Origin of the sequence: Dehalobacter sp. 12DCB1 (genome assembly GCF_004343605.1) — a bacterium.
Lineage (GTDB): Bacteria > Bacillota > Desulfitobacteriia > Desulfitobacteriales > Syntrophobotulaceae > Dehalobacter.
The window spans coordinates 53,877-69,581 of the sequence record NZ_POSF01000019.1 but is presented as its reverse complement, the minus strand read 5'-3'; the positions used below and the strand labels follow the sequence as shown (position 1 = coordinate 69,581).

Here is a 15,705-nt window from a genome sequence, read left to right as displayed (position 1 = left end):
CTATGGATTTAAGTCTAAAAGACCCGGAAGGATTCTCAAAATGGATGAATTCAGCCGGAAGAAAGGAACTTTCCGAGATTATCCAGTATTTTTTTGAGGAAGCAACAGCAGAAGAATGGTCGGTGATGTCCTCTTATGCAAATGAGCTGCGGGAAAAGTATTATGGCAGAAAGGTTTACTTTCGGGGGCTGATCGAGTTTTCCAGCTTTTGCAGGAACGATTGTTTCTACTGCGGACTTTGCAGAAGCAACCGAAGTGTCAAAAGGTACCGTTTGACGCCGGAGGAAATTCTTGATTGCTGCCGGACGGGCTATGATCTGGGTTTTCGCACCTTTGTGCTGCAAAGCGGCGAGGATAAGTATTTTACAGACGCGCGGCTGTGCAACATCATATCAGGGATCAAGGAGTTTTTTTCGGATTGTGCGGTGACCCTCTCAATAGGAGAGCGAAGTTTCGCTTCCTATAAACACCTATTCGATGCTGGGGCTGACCGGTACCTTTTGCGTCATGAAACGGCCGATCAGTCCCATTACGTCAAACTACATCCGCCGGAACTCAGCTTAAAAAATCGCAAACAGTGCCTATATCATCTAAAGGAGATCGGCTATCAGGTCGGAGCCGGCTTTATGGTAGATTCCCCTTTCCAGACCTTCGATACACTGGCGGAGGATTTTCTGTTTCTGAGGGAACTGAAACCCCAAATGATCGGCATCGGTCCGTTTATTCCACAAAAAGATACAAGGTTTCGAGGTTACTGCACGCCGTCCTCCGGCCGGACTTTGACCTTGTTGTCGCTTATCCGGATTATGTTGCCGAAAACATTGCTGCCCGCTACAACAGCGCTCGGCACAGTTGACCCTCTGGGGCGTGAAAAAGGTCTGAAAGCCGGCGCCAATGTCGTTATGCCTAATCTTTCCCCGGTTAAGCACCGCAAGGATTATGACATATATGATCACAAAATTTGTATCGGTGAAGAGGCGGCCGAGTGTCTTTCTTGTCTTGCACGGCGTATTACGTCAGTCGGTTATATACCTGATTTTTCACGCGGGGACTATATAGACTTTTTGGGAAAGGATTCATCATGCGGATAGAACAAGATATGCTGGGTGAGATGCAAATCAGTGACGGCGCGTATTATGGAATTGACATTGCGAAAACTGAATGGTAGCTTCACCCTGGCAACGGTCCTAACCGGATACATCGGTTAGGATAAGGCATCAGAAGTCGCCGCCCTCTGCCGAAAAACAGGCAGACCGGTAGAGGAAATCGTCTTAGAACAACGTCTGATGGATAAACAGACGCTGGATGAAATTTTAAAACCGGAACGGCTTACGTCACCTAGAGCCGCAATGGAAAAGGAGAAAAGGGCAATGGAAAATATGAACGCAACACCTATGGCAAGCCGGTTTGCTATAGGGCTTTTCGGAAAACGGAATGCCGGGAAATCCTCTCTTATCAACGCTATCACCGGGCAGGACATTGCGATTACTTCCGATGTGCCGGGGACGACGACGGACCCCGTTTACAAAGCCATGGAGCTTTTGCCGATCGGGCCGGTCGTATTGATTGATACCGCGGGACTCGATGACGTGGACGGACTTGGAGCGCTACGTGTTGAGAAAACCTATGAAGTTCTGCGGAAATGCAACCTCGCAATTGTTGCCGTTGATGTGCAGTTAGGAATCTCGGAGTTTGAGGCGGAATTCATTGAACAACTCAAGCGAAGGAAGGTCCCGTCCGTTTGCGTACTGAATAAATGTGACAAAGGAGTGCTGGACGCGGGCGAACTTGAGAAGCTGAAAGAGCTTACCGGGATCCCGCTGATATGCGCAAGCACAATAAACGGATTTGGGATTGATGAAATAAAAAAGCAAATCATTGCAAATTCTGGATTTGAGGATGCGGAACCGGCGCTGGTCAGCGATTTGATCCACGCGGGTGACATTGCCGTACTCGTGACACCCATCGACAAGTCGGCTCCCAAAGGCAGGCTGATACTTCCTCAGCAACAGACGATCCGCGATATCATCGAAAGCGATGCGATAGCGGTCATAACAAAAGAGCACGAGCTTAAGCTAACGCTCGAACGTTTAAACACGCCCCCCACTATCGTGATTACGGATTCACAAGCCTTTCTTAAAGTGTCCGCGGACACCCCTCCTGAGATTCCCATGACATCGTTTTCAATTCTATTCGCACGGCAAAAGGCGGACCTCGCGGAAATGGTACGAGGTGTCAGGGGTATTGAGAGGCTGGCTCCTGGGGACAAGGTTCTCATTGTCGAGGGTTGTACCCATCACCGTCAGTCGGATGACATCGGTAAAGTAAAAATCCCGCGCTGGATACGCCAGATCGCGGGCGGGGGAATTGAATTTGAATGGGCAAGCGGTGCCTGTTTTCCAAAGGATATCTCCGGATATGCCGTGATCATCCACTGCGGCGGCTGTATGTTGAACCGCAGGGAAATGCAGTACCGAGTGGAAAAAGCACGGGAACGTGGCACATCAATCACCAATTATGGAATATTGATCGCATACATAATGGGCATTCTCCCAAGGGCATTAAGGCCCTTCCACGCCGCAAGTCTGGCTTTGGAAGAAACTGAGCCGGTTGAATAAGCATCCCCGTGACTCCGGCCACAACCTTGTTAAATATGCATGCGTTTGGCCAGTTCTGCCTTGATATTTTCCCCTTGAAAGATCAGGATCGCAGACAGGAATATGATGCTGATGGCAACAGAGATTACGGAAGGGTATAGTACATGAATCCAGTCAAACAAGAGGAATATTACCGGAATGATGCCGAGAAGGCCATCTAACAAAAAATAAGTGATGTAATCCCTGGCCCTGAGTTTCATAATTTTCGCCGTTACATACAGCACGAACATGGCGGAAACAAACAAAATAGGAACAACAAAGTCCAGGGACCAGCCCCGCCAGCCGGTTCCCCAGTCCCAGACAACACTAAGAAAAGATAAAATGGTTACCTGCCACATGATATTCTTGGTAATATGATGTCTTTTCTTAATGACGATAATTAAACTCAACCACATGCTGATGAGACCGAATAAAGCGAAAACGGGCCAGTTTATAGTCGAGGGAAATAACGCATAGACCATAAAACTGACGACCAGAGCAACGACAGAGACAAAAATCATAATCCGCAGGGCCAGATGCCGTTCATAGAACGGAGGAACCACCGGATAAATTTCCTGCTGACCGCAGGCACCATTGTCTCCCGGCAAAATATTTCCACATAGGGGACAATCCTTTTTATTACCGCGTATGCGGACCTGGCAGTGGCTGCAATATTGCATAAAAATGATCCTCTCTGTTTACTCAATTAAAGATTGCTTGTAATCTCAATGTCGATGCCTTTTTCCGAAAGGAACTCAAAAAAAGTTCGTTGGATTTCAGTCTCCTGGAAGGGTGAACTAAAACTCACAGACAGCCTGTCATTGTAGGAGCATATGCTGATATGAGGCATTCTGGCGCTGCTGCAAAGACTAAACTGCCGAATATAGCGTTTGAACTCTTCTGGAAGCAAGATTTGACCGATATTTGTTACCGCCGCAGTGATCCCCCTGTCAGCGATTTTGCTGGCAAAGCGTAGGGAATAATCCTTGAAAGGCAAAGGAATAATCCGGGTCAAAAGATTCTTTTCAATCGACATTAATTGATTTAAGCGTTGATTTAAGCTTTCTGCAGTAAGCTCTTTCTGAAAGTCCCCGCTTACGCCTTGAATCACGTCTTGAAAATCGGAGCTTTCTTGGCCAAAGGCATAACCAATATTCATCGTACTAAAAAAATTTCTGGTTGTTTCCGATTCAAAAAAATTCCGCAAGTTAATCGGGACGGACAAAACAACAGGATCATTCTTCGTGCGTACCGGCCTTTCTTTATGTAGGGCATAAATAAACAAGGCAGCAATAAAAACAGTCAAAGTAACATTGTATTTATGTGCTAATCCCAAAGCTGCCTTGACAGACATCGAACCTTCAATTACCTTTACTCTGTTTTCATCCAGCCTTGTTCCGCGGACATGATAAGTCCGGACCAATTTCACCTTGTTCGGGTTATCCATCAACTTCAGGATATCCAAATCCCGGCCTTCAAAATACCTGCCGAAACTGTCATCCATTTTTTCGCTGATCGAGGCGTTTGGCTTGAATTCAGGGATTTGGTCCGCAAAGGCTTCCTTATGCCGCAGACGGATATAATGATAGACCAGAGTTTTCATGAACCAGAGTGCCCCTGTACCGTCAGATAAAGCATGAAAAATTTCCACATTGATTCTGCTGTGGTAATAGGACACCCGGAAAAGCAAATTTTTTCTGTCATCAAGATAAATCGGCGCACAGACTGGGTCAGACTCCCTTTCAACTACAGGATGCAGGTCGCTGGTCTGAAAATAATACCAGAATACACCTTTCCTTAAAATGGATTTGTAAAATGGAAAATAATCCATCGTGATATTTAAGGCTTCCTGTAATATTTCAGCATCTACAGCTTCATAGAGTTCACAGGCCAGCCGGAATACTTTCGTGTCTTTATTGCCGCATGTTGCCGGAAAGATCTTAGAGGCATTATCCAGTCTTGTCCACTCAACGCTCTTTCGCTGTCTCATTCGATCACCTTTCTGATATCGTACTATGTTAACTTTAATATTAAGGTTAATAATGACTAGCCATCTAAAAAAGAATTGATCACCTTATAGCATGTAATGAGGTGCTCTGTGTTCCATGCCAGCGAGAAGAAGCCATGAACCGCGTCTTTCATTCGGTATAACCTGACGTCGTTGCCGGATTCCCTCAAACGTATTCCATAAGCCTCTCCCTCATCGCGGAGCGGATCAAATTCAGCCGTGATAATCAGTGTCTGGGGCTGATTCGATAAATCTTTGGCTAAGAGTGGTGCTACGTAAGGGTTGTTGCGGTCTTCTTCTCTTTGGACATATAGATCCATATAATCCTGAATGCGTTTGGCGGTTAATATATAATCTGTACCATTTTCCCGAATAGACGGAAATGGGGAACTGGGGCTATGATCAATGTAGGTCGCGGGATAGATCAATATTTGACGGGTAGGCAGAAATTCGCCCCTGTCTCTGGCCATCAAAGATACGGCTGCTGCCAGATTACCGCCCGCACTGTCCCCAATCAAGGTAATATCCTTGGGGCTGCATTGCAGCAGATCATGCCGTAAGAATAACTCTCTGGTAACATGATAACATTCCTCAATGCCGGCAGGGAAAGGGTTCTCCGGCGCTAAAAGATAATCTACGGAAATAACCGTATGATGGGTCTGATTTGTCATTTTGGCACAGACATGGGTGTAAGAATCAATATCTCCAGTAACCCATCCTCCGCCGTGAAAGAAGATTAGAACTCCGGAGACTTCCTGCTTTTCAGGACGAAAAATGCGCACGGGGATTTCTCTTGAGCCAACAATGATCTTATGATCCAATAAATGGTACAACGGCTTAAAATACGGATGTACAACCTTTTGGACTTTCCGGTAGATCCTATAGGTCTTCTTAATATTTACATCCGGATAGGAAAGTGCCTTTAAAAGTCTTCTTTTGAAGCGTTTCATTCAACGACCTCTCTTTCGTGCTATCCTATCCTGACTCCATTATAATCGAAAATCACAAGTATAGCGATTTGAATTCCATTGAATTCGAACCCAAAAAAAATTATTCATAAAATAAGAAAATAGGAGCAAAATAACCCAAAGAAATACCAGACAGCATGTATTATCTGGTCTTTTCTTTGGGCAACTTTTGCGGTCAGCTGGCTCTTACTTGCTTCTTTTAAAAGCCAATAAAATCAGTTCTTCATTGTTTGCTTTGTATTGAGAATTCAGGGTTGATTCAGCTTGTTTGACCTGATTTAGCTGATTCTGATCAAGTTGAGCAAAATCCATATGCATGAGATTGTCCACGGTTTTAGACCTCCTTAAATTAAAAGCGGTGTTCATATAAGTCAATCCCGCCCAATATCATATGGGCCAGACCAAACCCGATAATCCCTGCACTGATTAGGGGATATACTTCTCTTTTGCTCATACCATTTTTTTTCATATCTTTGACCCTCAAGGCAACACCGGCTGCTGTGACTGCAGTTCCTAATGCGCTTGGTATCAAGCCTTCTCGCATCGTCATTCCCTCCTAAATTAAATTCTGTCTTTATCTTTAACCAAATTAGAAAATTTTATTAGCTTTTCAAATGAAATTTTTTGACAATAATTAATAAAAAACTTTAATATTAAATAGAAAAATACCCCTGCGTCCAGGGGCATTAGATAAGTTTGCGCCAAGTCTAATTAAATATGTATCTCTTCAGCCTACTTTAGCATAATGAAATATTGATGGTCAATAGATTTTGCCAAGTACTGGATATGAATAAAAAATATTTTACTAATTACAGAAAAAGGTATAAAATGGTACTTGTTGTAAATACGCCCGATTAGTCATTCCGGCTGTTTTCTGGCCCAGCGGTTGCTATCCCGGAGACGGTATTTTTCCATCATTTCTTCAAAGGATTTTTCAAGGTCTATCTGAAGCGAATTGGCCATACATATGATGATAAACAGAATGTCGGCCATTTCCAGCGCAAGATCACCTTCCTGCTCGGACGGTTTCTTGGGTTTTTCTCCGTAATGGTGATTAACCTCCCTGGCCAGCTCACCAACTTCTTCGATCAGCCGGAGCATCATCGAAGAGGGCTGCCAGTAACCTTCTTCGAATTGGGAAATCCAATTATCGACTTCTTTTTGCCAATCTTTGATATCCATCGCAAACAGTACTCCCTTGCAGTTTATTATAAGCTCAATTTTAAGGGAATTTTTCCTGTCGGGCAAGGAATTTAGGGATTAATGTAGAATCATGATCCATTGATATATTTTTCAAGGAGTGAGACAGTGGCATATCTGCAGACATTTGCACAAGTGATTGAATGGAAAGATTTCGTAGATATTGTCGTTGTCGCGATCATTATCTATCAATTGCTTATGCTGATTAAAGGAACAAGGGCCGTCCAATTAATCAAGGGTCTTTTTGTGTTTATGGTCATTTCTTTGATTGCAAGACAGCTTGGACTTACAACGCTGAACTGGATGGTGGACAATGTCTGGACCATGTTGGTTGTTGCGCTGCCTGTCGTTTTTCAGCCTGAGTTAAGAAGGACCCTGGAACAGATTGGCAGAGGTAAGTTTATTACCATGCACCCGGCGACAACCGGACCTGAGGAATATAAGAAGCTGATCGAGGAAATTGTCAGGTGCAGTCAGGTTTTATCACAAAGTCGCATTGGCGCTCTGATCGTCCTTGAAAAAACGACCGGGATTCAGGAATATGTTGAGACCGGTGTTAAAATTGACGGAGTTGTCTCTTCAGAATTCTTGGTCAATCTGTTTATTCCAAAATCGCCGCTCCATGACGGTGCGGTGATTATCCGTGGGGATAGAGTTGCGGCCGCAGGCTGTTTTTTGCCTTTGACCCAGGATAACGGGCTGCAGAAGGATTTAGGGACCAGACATAGAGCTGCTCTAGGGCTTTCAGAGGTATCAGATGCGCTGGTTATCATTGTATCTGAAGAAACTGGTGCCATTTCTACGGCTAAAAACGGTAGGCTCACCCGCTTCCTTGATGAAAAAAGCCTGCGGGATCTTTTGAAGAATGAGATCCTGGTCGAAAAAGCTTCCGGGCACAATCTGTTCCGAAGAGGTGACAACAATGCCAATACGTGATATTCTACGGCGAAACCTTGGATATAAAGTGATTTCTCTCATCCTGGCGATTGTCTTCTGGGTGTGGCTGACCAGTCAGAGTAACGCCACACTTTTTAACAAAAATATTATTCCCGTCCAGCTGGTAGCTTACAACCAGCCCTCCAATATTGCGATCATAACGCCGATTCCGACAATTACCATTCGGATCGACAGTTCTTCTCAGGAAAGCAGCACCAACCCGGTTGCCTATGTTGACCTTAAAGACGCTGTGGCTGGAGAATCAACGTATGATGTCCAAATTAATGCACCCGAAGGTGTCAAAGTTGAAGAAATCAGCCCGAAATCAGTGACACTGAAGCTGGACCAACTCGAAGACAAGATCGTAAAGGTTGAGGCAAATGTTACAGGTGAACCGGCTTCCGGCTACGAGGCAGGAGAGATGCTGTTCACACCCTCGGTGGTGAACGTGCGCGGACCTGCCTCCATCTTGGCGAATCTGGAGAGTGTCATCGTCAACGTTGATTTCACCGGACTCACCGAAAGCAAAAGTGTCGTTAGACCTGTTACTTATGAGGATATTGAAAACAAGGGGATTTTTGCAGCTGATCCTTACTACAAGTCGCTGCAGGCCTTTCCTGATACTGTCGAAGTGATCATGCCTGTTTACCCGAAAGGGAATGCGAGCAAGACCGTGTCGCTCCGGGTAGCGACGAAGGGGACACCCGCAGATGGAATGGAAGTACGGCTCGTGACTCCGCTTCCATCGCAGATTAAGCTTGTAGGGGCAGAGAAAAAGCTTAAGGCAATTCAATATTTAAACCTTGGAACCGTTGATATCAGCGGCATCACCAGTACCAAAGCGATTGATATTTCCCTGAATTCGATTACGCTGCCGGAAGGAGTGTTCTTCAGTCAAGGGACGAAAATCAGTGTGATGGTTTATGTCGATGCCAAAGCTGTGAATGAAACCATCAAAGGGATACCTGTCGGGATCAAGAATATTCCCGACGGTCTGGCAGCAGATATCGTCTCACCCATTGATATCAAGGTCAGTGGGTATCCGGATATCCTCGCGGCGCTGCAACAGGGGGATATTTCTGCCTGGGTAGATGCCAAAGGTTTGAAGGAAGGTACTTACTCCGATACGACGGTGCTGTGGGAAGTTCCTTCCGGGGTAACCATGGTGAGCGTACCCAAAGTGCAGCTTGTTCTGAAGGCAAGCGCAGCTGCTTCTGGAGATAACAAAGAATAGAGTTGGATAGATTGAATCTGATTTGGTTGGACATAAAGCTGCCTGTGGACCAGGATGATGCGGAACTGCCGGATATTCTGGCCCGCAGATTAAAAGTGACACGCGAAAAGATCAATAATCTGCGGATACTGCGGCGTTCTGTTGACGCACGCCAAAAGCCGGAGCTTTTTTTTGTTTATACCGTTGAGTTTTCTGTGCAAATTTCCGGGCCGGAATTAAGAAAAGCAATGGCTCATTATCCACGGCTGAAAGAAAAAGTGTTTGTCCAAAAGTACCCACTAAACAACTGTCCGAATTCCAAACTTACTTCCCGGCCGATTGTGGTGGGGACAGGACCTGCCGGATATTTTGCTGCGTTGGCCCTGGCTAGGAAAGGCTACAGGCCACTGGTACTGGAACGTGGAGACAAAGTTGAAGATAGGAGCGTAGCAGTTGAACGCTTCTGGAATACAGGAACCCTCGATTCGGAGAGTAATGTCCAATTTGGGGAAGGCGGTGCCGGGACATTTTCCGATGGCAAGCTGACCACCCGGATTGATGACCGAAGAGTACGGGAAGTATTGGAGAATTTTGTGGAATTCGGAGCCAACCCCGAAATTCTGTATGCAGCTAAACCACATATAGGGACTGACATACTGAAGAAGGTCGTCGCCGCAATGCGGGCTAAAATTGAAGCTTTGGGCGGTGAGGTGCTCTTCCGGACCAAAGTGACCGGTTTGAAAACCGTCAATAATCAACTGGAGGCTGTGGAGATCGATGGTGCGGAGACGATCCCGGCAGAAACGGTGATTCTGGCAGTCGGACACAGTGCCCGAGACGTTTATCAGTTCCTGAAGGTTCTGGGCGTGCAGCTAGAAGCGAAGCCTTTTGCGGTCGGCCTGCGAATTGAGCATCGGCAGGAATATGTCAACCTGACCCAATATGGGATCCCTTTCCACCCTCGGCTAGGTCCGGCAGACTATCAGCTGACCTATAAAGATATAAGCAGCGGCCGAGGCGCTTATACGTTTTGCATGTGCCCCGGCGGACAGGTGATTGCCTCTTCTTCCGAAGACGGAGGGATTGTCACCAATGGGATGAGTAACTTTTCCAGGGAAACTACCATTGCGAACAGTGCAGTTGTTGTGACAGTCAGTCCGGAGGACTTTGCCTCTAGTGATCCATTAGCAGGGATTGACTTCCAACGGGAATGGGAGCAGAAGGCTTTCCAGGCCGGAGGAAGGAATTACTGTGTGCCCGCTCAATCCGTACAGGATTTTTTACGGAATCAGCTGACAAAAAAATTTTCGCTTGTACCGACGTACCGGCCAGGATATACATCCGTGGATCTGCATACAATTTTGCCGTATGAAATCGGCAGCGTGCTCGAGAGAGCCCTGCTGGCCTTTGATCAGAAAATGAGAGGTTTTGCCGGTGCCGAAGCTACACTTTCCGGAGTCGAATCTAGAACGAGTGCGCCTGTCAGGATCCTGCGAGATGAATCAGGCCAGTCTGTAAACCTGAAAGGTCTGTTTCCAGCAGGAGAAGGAGCTGGGTACGCCGGTGGGATCACCAGTTCGGCGGTCGACGGACTCAGGGCCGCCGAAAAGTTAATGGCGCAATATGCACCCAAAGAGTAAGATAGATCAGAGAAATGCAGCAATGTAGAGAAGAATTTAAACCAATTAAGCAGTATATATAACCTTAAGTTGGCTGGAAATGAAAGGGGAGCTGGGATTTGGCCAGACTTTTTGGAACGGATGGAGTCAGAGGAAAAGCAAATACGGAGCTTACACCGGAGCTTGCCTTCAAGCTTGGAAAAGCCGGAGCGTATGTTTTGGGAAAAGGGCAGGAAAAAGCCAAAATTGTCATTGGCAAGGATACCCGGATATCCGGAGATATGTTGGAGGCAGCACTGGCAGCGGGTATTTGTTCGATGGGAGTCGATGTACTGAAGGCCGGAGTCCTTCCAACGCCGGGCGTTGCATTTTTAACGCGGACGCTCAAATCAAGTGCCGGTGTTGTTATTTCGGCGTCGCATAACCCTTATGAGGACAACGGTATTAAATTTTTTGCCGGAAGCGGATTTAAACTTTCGGACGAGTTGGAAGATGAAATTGAAGATACATTAAAAAGGATTGATGAACTGGAATTGCCTTCAGGCAGCGAGATCGGCAGTATTGTGGAAGTCGAAAATGCGTCGGAGAAATATAGCACATTCCTGAAAAAAACCTCCGTATCACTTAAAAATCTTAAAATTGTCCTAGACTGTGCCAATGGCGCAGCCTTTGAAGTGGGCCCAAAAGTACTGGCCGATCTCGGTGCCGAGGTTATACCGCTCTACAACCAGCCTGACGGGATCAATATTAATGTCCACTGCGGTTCGACGCATCCGGAAGTGCTCGCCAAAGAAGTATTGCAGCATGGTGCTGACCTCGGGCTGGCCTGCGACGGGGATGCGGACCGGATCATCGCGGTTGATGAGAACGGCAATATTCTTGATGGGGATATGATCATGGTGATCTGTGCACAAGCTCTGAAGGAGAAAGGGAAGCTGGCCCATGATTCACTGGTCGTAACCGTGATGAGCAACATGGGACTGCATAAAGCTCTCCGCAAAGCGGGTATCCGAATCCTTGAGACCAAGGTTGGGGATCGCTACGTCATGGAGAAACTGCTGGAATCTGGTACGGTCCTCGGTGGGGAACAGTCCGGCCATCTTATTTTTCTGGAACACAATACGACGGGAGACGGATTGCTCTCGGGTCTGCAGTTGCTGTCCGTATTAAAAGAGAAAAAAGCTAAGCTGTCCGAGCTGGCCAAACAAATGAAACGATTCCCGCAGGTCCTGGTGAATACCAGTGTCGGGAGCAAAGACAAAATTATGGAGAATGAGCAAGTGAACCTGAAGATCAGAGAGATTCAGGAAAACCTGGGTGAGGACGGCAGGATCCTTGTTCGTCCGTCCGGTACGGAGTCCCTAATCCGGGTTATGCTGGAAGGACCGGACCAGCAGGAATTAACCAGGTTGGCCGAAGAAGTCGTTAAGGTGGTCAGGCTTGTCGATCAGAATGACCTTGGCTGAACGGAGTTAGAACCCTTTGACGGAAAACGTAATAGAATAAAAATGTAATAGACCGGCACCAACTAAGTTTTCTTTCAGATAATCTTCAGATAATCCATATAGAAAATAGGTCTGTACCTATTTTCTCATATGGATTATAATAGGAAAGTCAGAAGCATTGCCGGTCTATTACACTGATAGATAATTGACTATTTATAAGGAGATGGTTGAAAAATAGGCTGCAGGGATTAAAAAAATGAATAGTGGACGATTTTGACGGTTTACAGTACAAAGTTTACACTGCGGATTTTTCCGCACAGAAATGTAGCGCCAGAACCCATTCAGGGTTGACGAGGAAGAGGTTAATCGAAGTTTTCGGCGGGTGCCTCTCGGTGGCTTGTCATCGTTAGATTTGCTGTAAATCCGGAAAGCAATTTCCGGGACAAAAAGCGGATCAAACAGGAAGAAGGTTTTCTTTGCGGAATACCTTCAGTTGTTCGTGCTTTCCTGAGTCCGATTGCGAAGAAATTGGAAAAGAAGTCACGAACAGGTTAACAGGCTTGACTTGTTTTGATTGTCTCGCCTTGTTATATCTTCTCTTGCTTTATGTTGATAGGTTAGAAATCTATAGCCGTCCTTTACGGCTATTTTTTATGGCTAACAGAAATATAATGTTATAGGAACACGTCATAACCGAATGAGATGAAACTAAATTATTTGAATTTGAAACGAGGAGAACAGAAACATGTGTGGTATCGTAGGATATTTTGGAGAGAAATCGGCTGTTCCGATTCTGGTTGAAGGTCTAAAAAAGCTTGAATATAGGGGATATGATTCCTCAGGCATAGCGGTCATGGAAGAAGGCGGGATCCGGATCACCAAGAGTGTTGGGAAACTTGTCAATTTAGAGGAGAAGCTGAGCAATCGCTCTTACAATGCAAGAATTGGAATCGGCCATACCCGGTGGGCGACGCACGGCAGACCGTCTGATGTCAATGCTCACCCTCATATGGACTGCCATGGAGACTTTGCCGTTGTACATAACGGAATTATTGAGAATTATCTCGAGCTTAGAGAATGGTTAACTGCGGAGGGTCATCTTTTCCGTTCCGAAACGGATACGGAAGTACTGGCCCACCTAGTCGAACATTTTTATGAAGGAGACCTTCAGGATGCAGTCAAAAAAATGCTGGCCAAGGTAGCAGGGTCCTATGCAGTTGTCGTTCTAAGCTATAAGAATCCCAATGTTATGATTGCAGCCCGCAAAGACAGTCCATTGATTGTCGGTATCGGAGATGGAGAATATTTCGTCGCGAGCGATATCCCGGCAGTGCTTAAATACACGAGAAAGACGTACATCATGGAAGATGGAGAAATGGTGACCGTCTCGGACGAAGGTTTGAAGTTCTGTAATTTTACGACAGGCGAATGTATTGAAAAGAGTGTCTTTGAAGTCACCTGGGATGCCGTGGCAGCCGAAAAGGGCGGTTACGAGCACTTTATGCTGAAAGAGATTTTTGAACAGCCGAAGGCCCTGCGGGACACGTTGGCCGGAAGACTGAATCACGACCATGTTGTGCTGCAGGAAGTGGATCTTACCCCGAAAGAGGTTGCTTTATTTAATAAAGTAGCAATTGTTGCCTGCGGAACTGCGTATCATGCCGGACTGATCGGCAAAGGGTTGATTGAACACTGGGCTAAAATACCGGTCGAAGTCGATATTGCTTCAGAATTCCGATACAGAGCCCCTTTGATTGATGATAAAACCCTGGTCGTTGTAATCAGCCAGTCGGGAGAAACGGCCGACACCCTGGCAGCTTTGCGAGAATCCAAAAAGAAGGGAGCCAGAGTTATCGCGATCACCAATGTCGTCGGCAGCTCCGTGGCTAGGGAAGCACACGATGTGATCCACACCTGGGCAGGACCGGAAATTGCCGTGGCCTCGACGAAGGCTTATACGACCCAGATCGAAGGAATGATCCTGCTTGCACTTTATCTTACGCAGGCCAAAGGAACCATGCCAAAGGAATGGATCACAGAGATTATTTCCGAGCTCGGCAAAATCCCTGATAAAGCGGAAATTATCCTCAAAGAAGGAGCTGAACGCATTAAGACCCTAGCCAGGTACTTTGAAGAAGTGGGCAGCACATTCTTCATCGGCCGCGGTCTGGACTGGGCAGTTGCGCAGGAAGGTTCCCTGAAACTCAAAGAAATCTCGTATATTCACGCCGAAGCCTATGCTTCGGGCGAATTAAAGCATGGCACACTCGCACTGATTACGGAGGATACCCCGGTTATCGCGCTCGCAACCCAGAGAGACTTGTATGAGAAAACGGTCTCGAATGTGATCGAGGTTAAAGCCAGGGACGCCAAGGTCATCGGGTTTACGTTTAAAGGAAATACCAATTTCCACAAGTCGGTTAATGAAATATTCTATATCCCGGAAACCGCCAATGAGCTTGCTCCACTCTTAACGGTGATTCCACTGCAGCTTCTGTCCTACTATGTTTCCATCGCTAGAGGGAACGATGTCGATAAGCCCAGGAACCTGGCCAAATCAGTGACTGTTGAGTAAGATAAAAAGTATTTTGCGTCATATTTTACTTAAGGCCATACTCCTTTATTTTTCTGTACAATGTTGATTTTGACAAGCCCAGCTCTCTAGCTGCTTCGTCTTTGTTTTTATTCTTACACAAAGCATGCATAATGGCTTCTTTCTGGATATCCCTTAAAGGCAGCGGATCATTGTTTTGTGTTACACTCACGGTGGTTTGCCTGTGTTTGATTTCATTTGGAAGGTCTCCGATATTTAGTATGCCATTCTTGGCTTTAAAGACCGCATACACCATCGCATTTTTTAACTGCCTGATGTTCCCGGGCCAGGTATATTCAACGAGCGCTTTGTAGACCTCAAAACTTAATTTGGGTGGTTCACATTGTATTTCTCTACTGATCTGATCCAAAAAATGATGTGCGAGCAGGAGAATATCCTTTCCCCTGTCCCGCAGCGAGGGGATGTCGATCGCTAAAACGGATAAACGGAAATACAAATCGCTTCGAAATGTTTTTTCCTGTACCATTTGAAACAGGTTCTGATTAGTCGCGGCGATAAGTCTGAAGTTTACCGTGGTGTACTTACTGCTGTTAATCCTGACGACTCTTTTGTCCTCAAGGACACGTAATAGTACAGGCTGGACTTCCAAGGGCATATCCCCGATTTCATCCAAAAACAAAGTCCCACCATTGGCAGCCTCTATTTTACCGGGCTGACCGTTTTTGTTGGCTCCGGTAAAAGCACCCCCTTCATAACCGAACAATTCACTTTCGATTAAATTCCTAGGTATAGAAGCACAATTAAGGGCGACAAAAGGTCCCCCGGGACAGTAATCATGATGAATTGCCTGAGCGAATATCTCTTTCCCTGTCCCGCTCTCACCATTCAGCAGAACATTATATGTAGATTTGCTGATATTCCTAGCAAAATCAATGGCTTGTACAATAGGCCAACTTTTCCCGACAATGGCTTCAAAAGTATGGATGGTGTCTTGATTAAGTTGAGATTGTTTTTCAATTCTTTCTTGAGATAACATGAAAATTACGGCTCCTTTTGTTTTGTCGATTAGATACTTAGGGTCAATATTATCATTATCTGAAAATTATGTCAATTCAAATTTTACCCA

14 protein-coding genes are annotated in these 15,705 nt (G+C 45.9%); 7 read left to right on the top strand and 7 right to left on the bottom strand.

Features of this window, described 5'->3' with window-relative positions:
• Positions 1 to 2: 2 nt before the first annotated feature.
• The gene (gene hydE, locus C1I38_RS12430; protein ID WP_119775001.1) at positions 3 to 1,091 is read left to right on the top strand and encodes a [FeFe] hydrogenase H-cluster radical SAM maturase HydE; all 1,089 of its coding nucleotides are present in this window, start codon (positions 3 to 5) and stop codon (positions 1,089 to 1,091) included.
• Between the two features lie 279 nt (positions 1,092 to 1,370).
• Positions 1,371 to 2,618 (top strand): [FeFe] hydrogenase H-cluster maturation GTPase HydF, encoded by a 1,248-nt coding sequence (gene hydF, locus C1I38_RS12420; protein ID WP_119775002.1) that lies wholly within the window; start codon positions 1,371 to 1,373, stop codon positions 2,616 to 2,618.
• A 29-nt stretch (positions 2,619 to 2,647) separates the two neighbouring features.
• Here hydF and C1I38_RS12415 read toward each other — a convergent pair whose 3' ends face one another.
• The 6 genes from C1I38_RS12415 to C1I38_RS12395 form a co-directional block, all read right to left on the bottom strand.
• Positions 2,648 to 3,316 carry a DUF6320 domain-containing protein gene (locus tag C1I38_RS12415; RefSeq protein ID WP_119775003.1) on the bottom strand — a complete coding sequence of 223 codons (669 nt, stop codon included), beginning with the start codon at positions 3,314 to 3,316 and terminating at the stop codon, positions 2,648 to 2,650.
• A gap of 26 nt (positions 3,317 to 3,342) precedes the next feature.
• Positions 3,343 to 4,626 (bottom strand): hypothetical protein, encoded by a 1,284-nt coding sequence (locus C1I38_RS12410; RefSeq protein WP_119775004.1) that lies wholly within the window; start codon positions 4,624 to 4,626, stop codon positions 3,343 to 3,345.
• 56 nt (positions 4,627 to 4,682) lie between these two features.
• Complete coding sequence (locus tag C1I38_RS12405; RefSeq protein ID WP_119775005.1) at positions 4,683 to 5,594, bottom strand: alpha/beta hydrolase; 912 nt, start codon at positions 5,592 to 5,594, stop codon at positions 4,683 to 4,685.
• Positions 5,595 to 5,798: 204 nt separating this feature from the next.
• Complete coding sequence (locus C1I38_RS14085; RefSeq protein WP_020491167.1) at positions 5,799 to 5,942, bottom strand: hypothetical protein; 144 nt, start codon at positions 5,940 to 5,942, stop codon at positions 5,799 to 5,801.
• A 19-nt stretch (positions 5,943 to 5,961) separates the two neighbouring features.
• Positions 5,962 to 6,156 carry a hypothetical protein gene (locus C1I38_RS12400; RefSeq protein WP_015043826.1) on the bottom strand — a complete coding sequence of 65 codons (195 nt, stop codon included), beginning with the start codon at positions 6,154 to 6,156 and terminating at the stop codon, positions 5,962 to 5,964.
• A gap of 314 nt (positions 6,157 to 6,470) precedes the next feature.
• A complete protein-coding gene (locus C1I38_RS12395) occupies positions 6,471 to 6,794 on the bottom strand; it encodes a nucleotide pyrophosphohydrolase (RefSeq protein WP_020491165.1) in 324 nt (107 codons plus the stop codon).
• A gap of 126 nt (positions 6,795 to 6,920) precedes the next feature.
• On the opposite strand from C1I38_RS12395, the gene cdaA reads away from it, so the two are divergent.
• From cdaA to glmS, 5 genes are all read left to right on the top strand, one after another.
• Positions 6,921 to 7,748 (top strand): diadenylate cyclase CdaA, encoded by an 828-nt coding sequence (gene cdaA, locus C1I38_RS12390; protein ID WP_119775006.1) that lies wholly within the window; start codon positions 6,921 to 6,923, stop codon positions 7,746 to 7,748.
• Positions 7,735 to 8,982, top strand: a complete 1,248-nt coding sequence (locus C1I38_RS12385; RefSeq protein ID WP_026156216.1) for a CdaR family protein — start codon at positions 7,735 to 7,737, stop codon at positions 8,980 to 8,982. The genes cdaA and C1I38_RS12385 overlap by 14 nt, the downstream gene beginning before the upstream one ends.
• An 11-nt stretch (positions 8,983 to 8,993) precedes the next feature.
• Positions 8,994 to 10,601: an FAD-dependent protein gene (locus C1I38_RS12380; protein ID WP_199698241.1), complete on the top strand. Its 1,608-nt coding sequence runs from the start codon at positions 8,994 to 8,996 to the stop codon at positions 10,599 to 10,601.
• A gap of 98 nt (positions 10,602 to 10,699) precedes the next feature.
• Positions 10,700 to 12,046: a phosphoglucosamine mutase gene (gene glmM / locus C1I38_RS12375; RefSeq protein WP_119775007.1), complete on the top strand. Its 1,347-nt coding sequence runs from the start codon at positions 10,700 to 10,702 to the stop codon at positions 12,044 to 12,046.
• 724 nt (positions 12,047 to 12,770) lie between these two features.
• Entirely contained in the window at positions 12,771 to 14,600 is a 1,830-nt protein-coding gene (gene glmS, locus C1I38_RS12370) for a glutamine--fructose-6-phosphate transaminase (isomerizing) (RefSeq protein ID WP_119775008.1), read from the top strand.
• A 25-nt stretch (positions 14,601 to 14,625) separates the two neighbouring features.
• Here glmS and C1I38_RS12365 read toward each other — a convergent pair whose 3' ends face one another.
• Entirely contained in the window at positions 14,626 to 15,615 is a 990-nt protein-coding gene (locus tag C1I38_RS12365) for a sigma 54-interacting transcriptional regulator (protein ID WP_119775009.1), read from the bottom strand.
• Positions 15,616 to 15,705: the final 90 nt, after the last annotated feature.

Excerpts from the sequence above, each read along its gene's own strand:
- glmS (WP_119775008.1), top strand. The coding sequence starts at position 12,771 with ATGTGTGGTATCGTAGGATATTTTGGAGAGAAATCGGCTGTTCCGATT.
- C1I38_RS12410 (WP_119775004.1), bottom strand. The coding sequence starts at position 4,626 with ATGAGACAGCGAAAGAGCGTTGAGTGGACAAGACTGGATAATGCCTCT.
- C1I38_RS12415 (WP_119775003.1), bottom strand. The coding sequence starts at position 3,316 with ATGCAATATTGCAGCCACTGCCAGGTCCGCATACGCGGTAATAAAAAG.
- hydF (WP_119775002.1), top strand. The coding sequence starts at position 1,371 with ATGGAAAATATGAACGCAACACCTATGGCAAGCCGGTTTGCTATAGGG.
- C1I38_RS12400 (WP_015043826.1), bottom strand. The coding sequence starts at position 6,156 with ATGCGAGAAGGCTTGATACCAAGCGCATTAGGAACTGCAGTCACAGCA.
- C1I38_RS12385 (WP_026156216.1), top strand. The coding sequence starts at position 7,735 with ATGCCAATACGTGATATTCTACGGCGAAACCTTGGATATAAAGTGATT.
- C1I38_RS12405 (WP_119775005.1), bottom strand. The coding sequence starts at position 5,594 with ATGAAACGCTTCAAAAGAAGACTTTTAAAGGCACTTTCCTATCCGGAT.
- C1I38_RS12365 (WP_119775009.1), bottom strand. The coding sequence starts at position 15,615 with ATGTTATCTCAAGAAAGAATTGAAAAACAATCTCAACTTAATCAAGAC.
- hydE (WP_119775001.1), top strand. The coding sequence starts at position 3 with ATGGATTTAAGTCTAAAAGACCCGGAAGGATTCTCAAAATGGATGAAT.
- C1I38_RS12395 (WP_020491165.1), bottom strand. The coding sequence starts at position 6,794 with ATGGATATCAAAGATTGGCAAAAAGAAGTCGATAATTGGATTTCCCAA.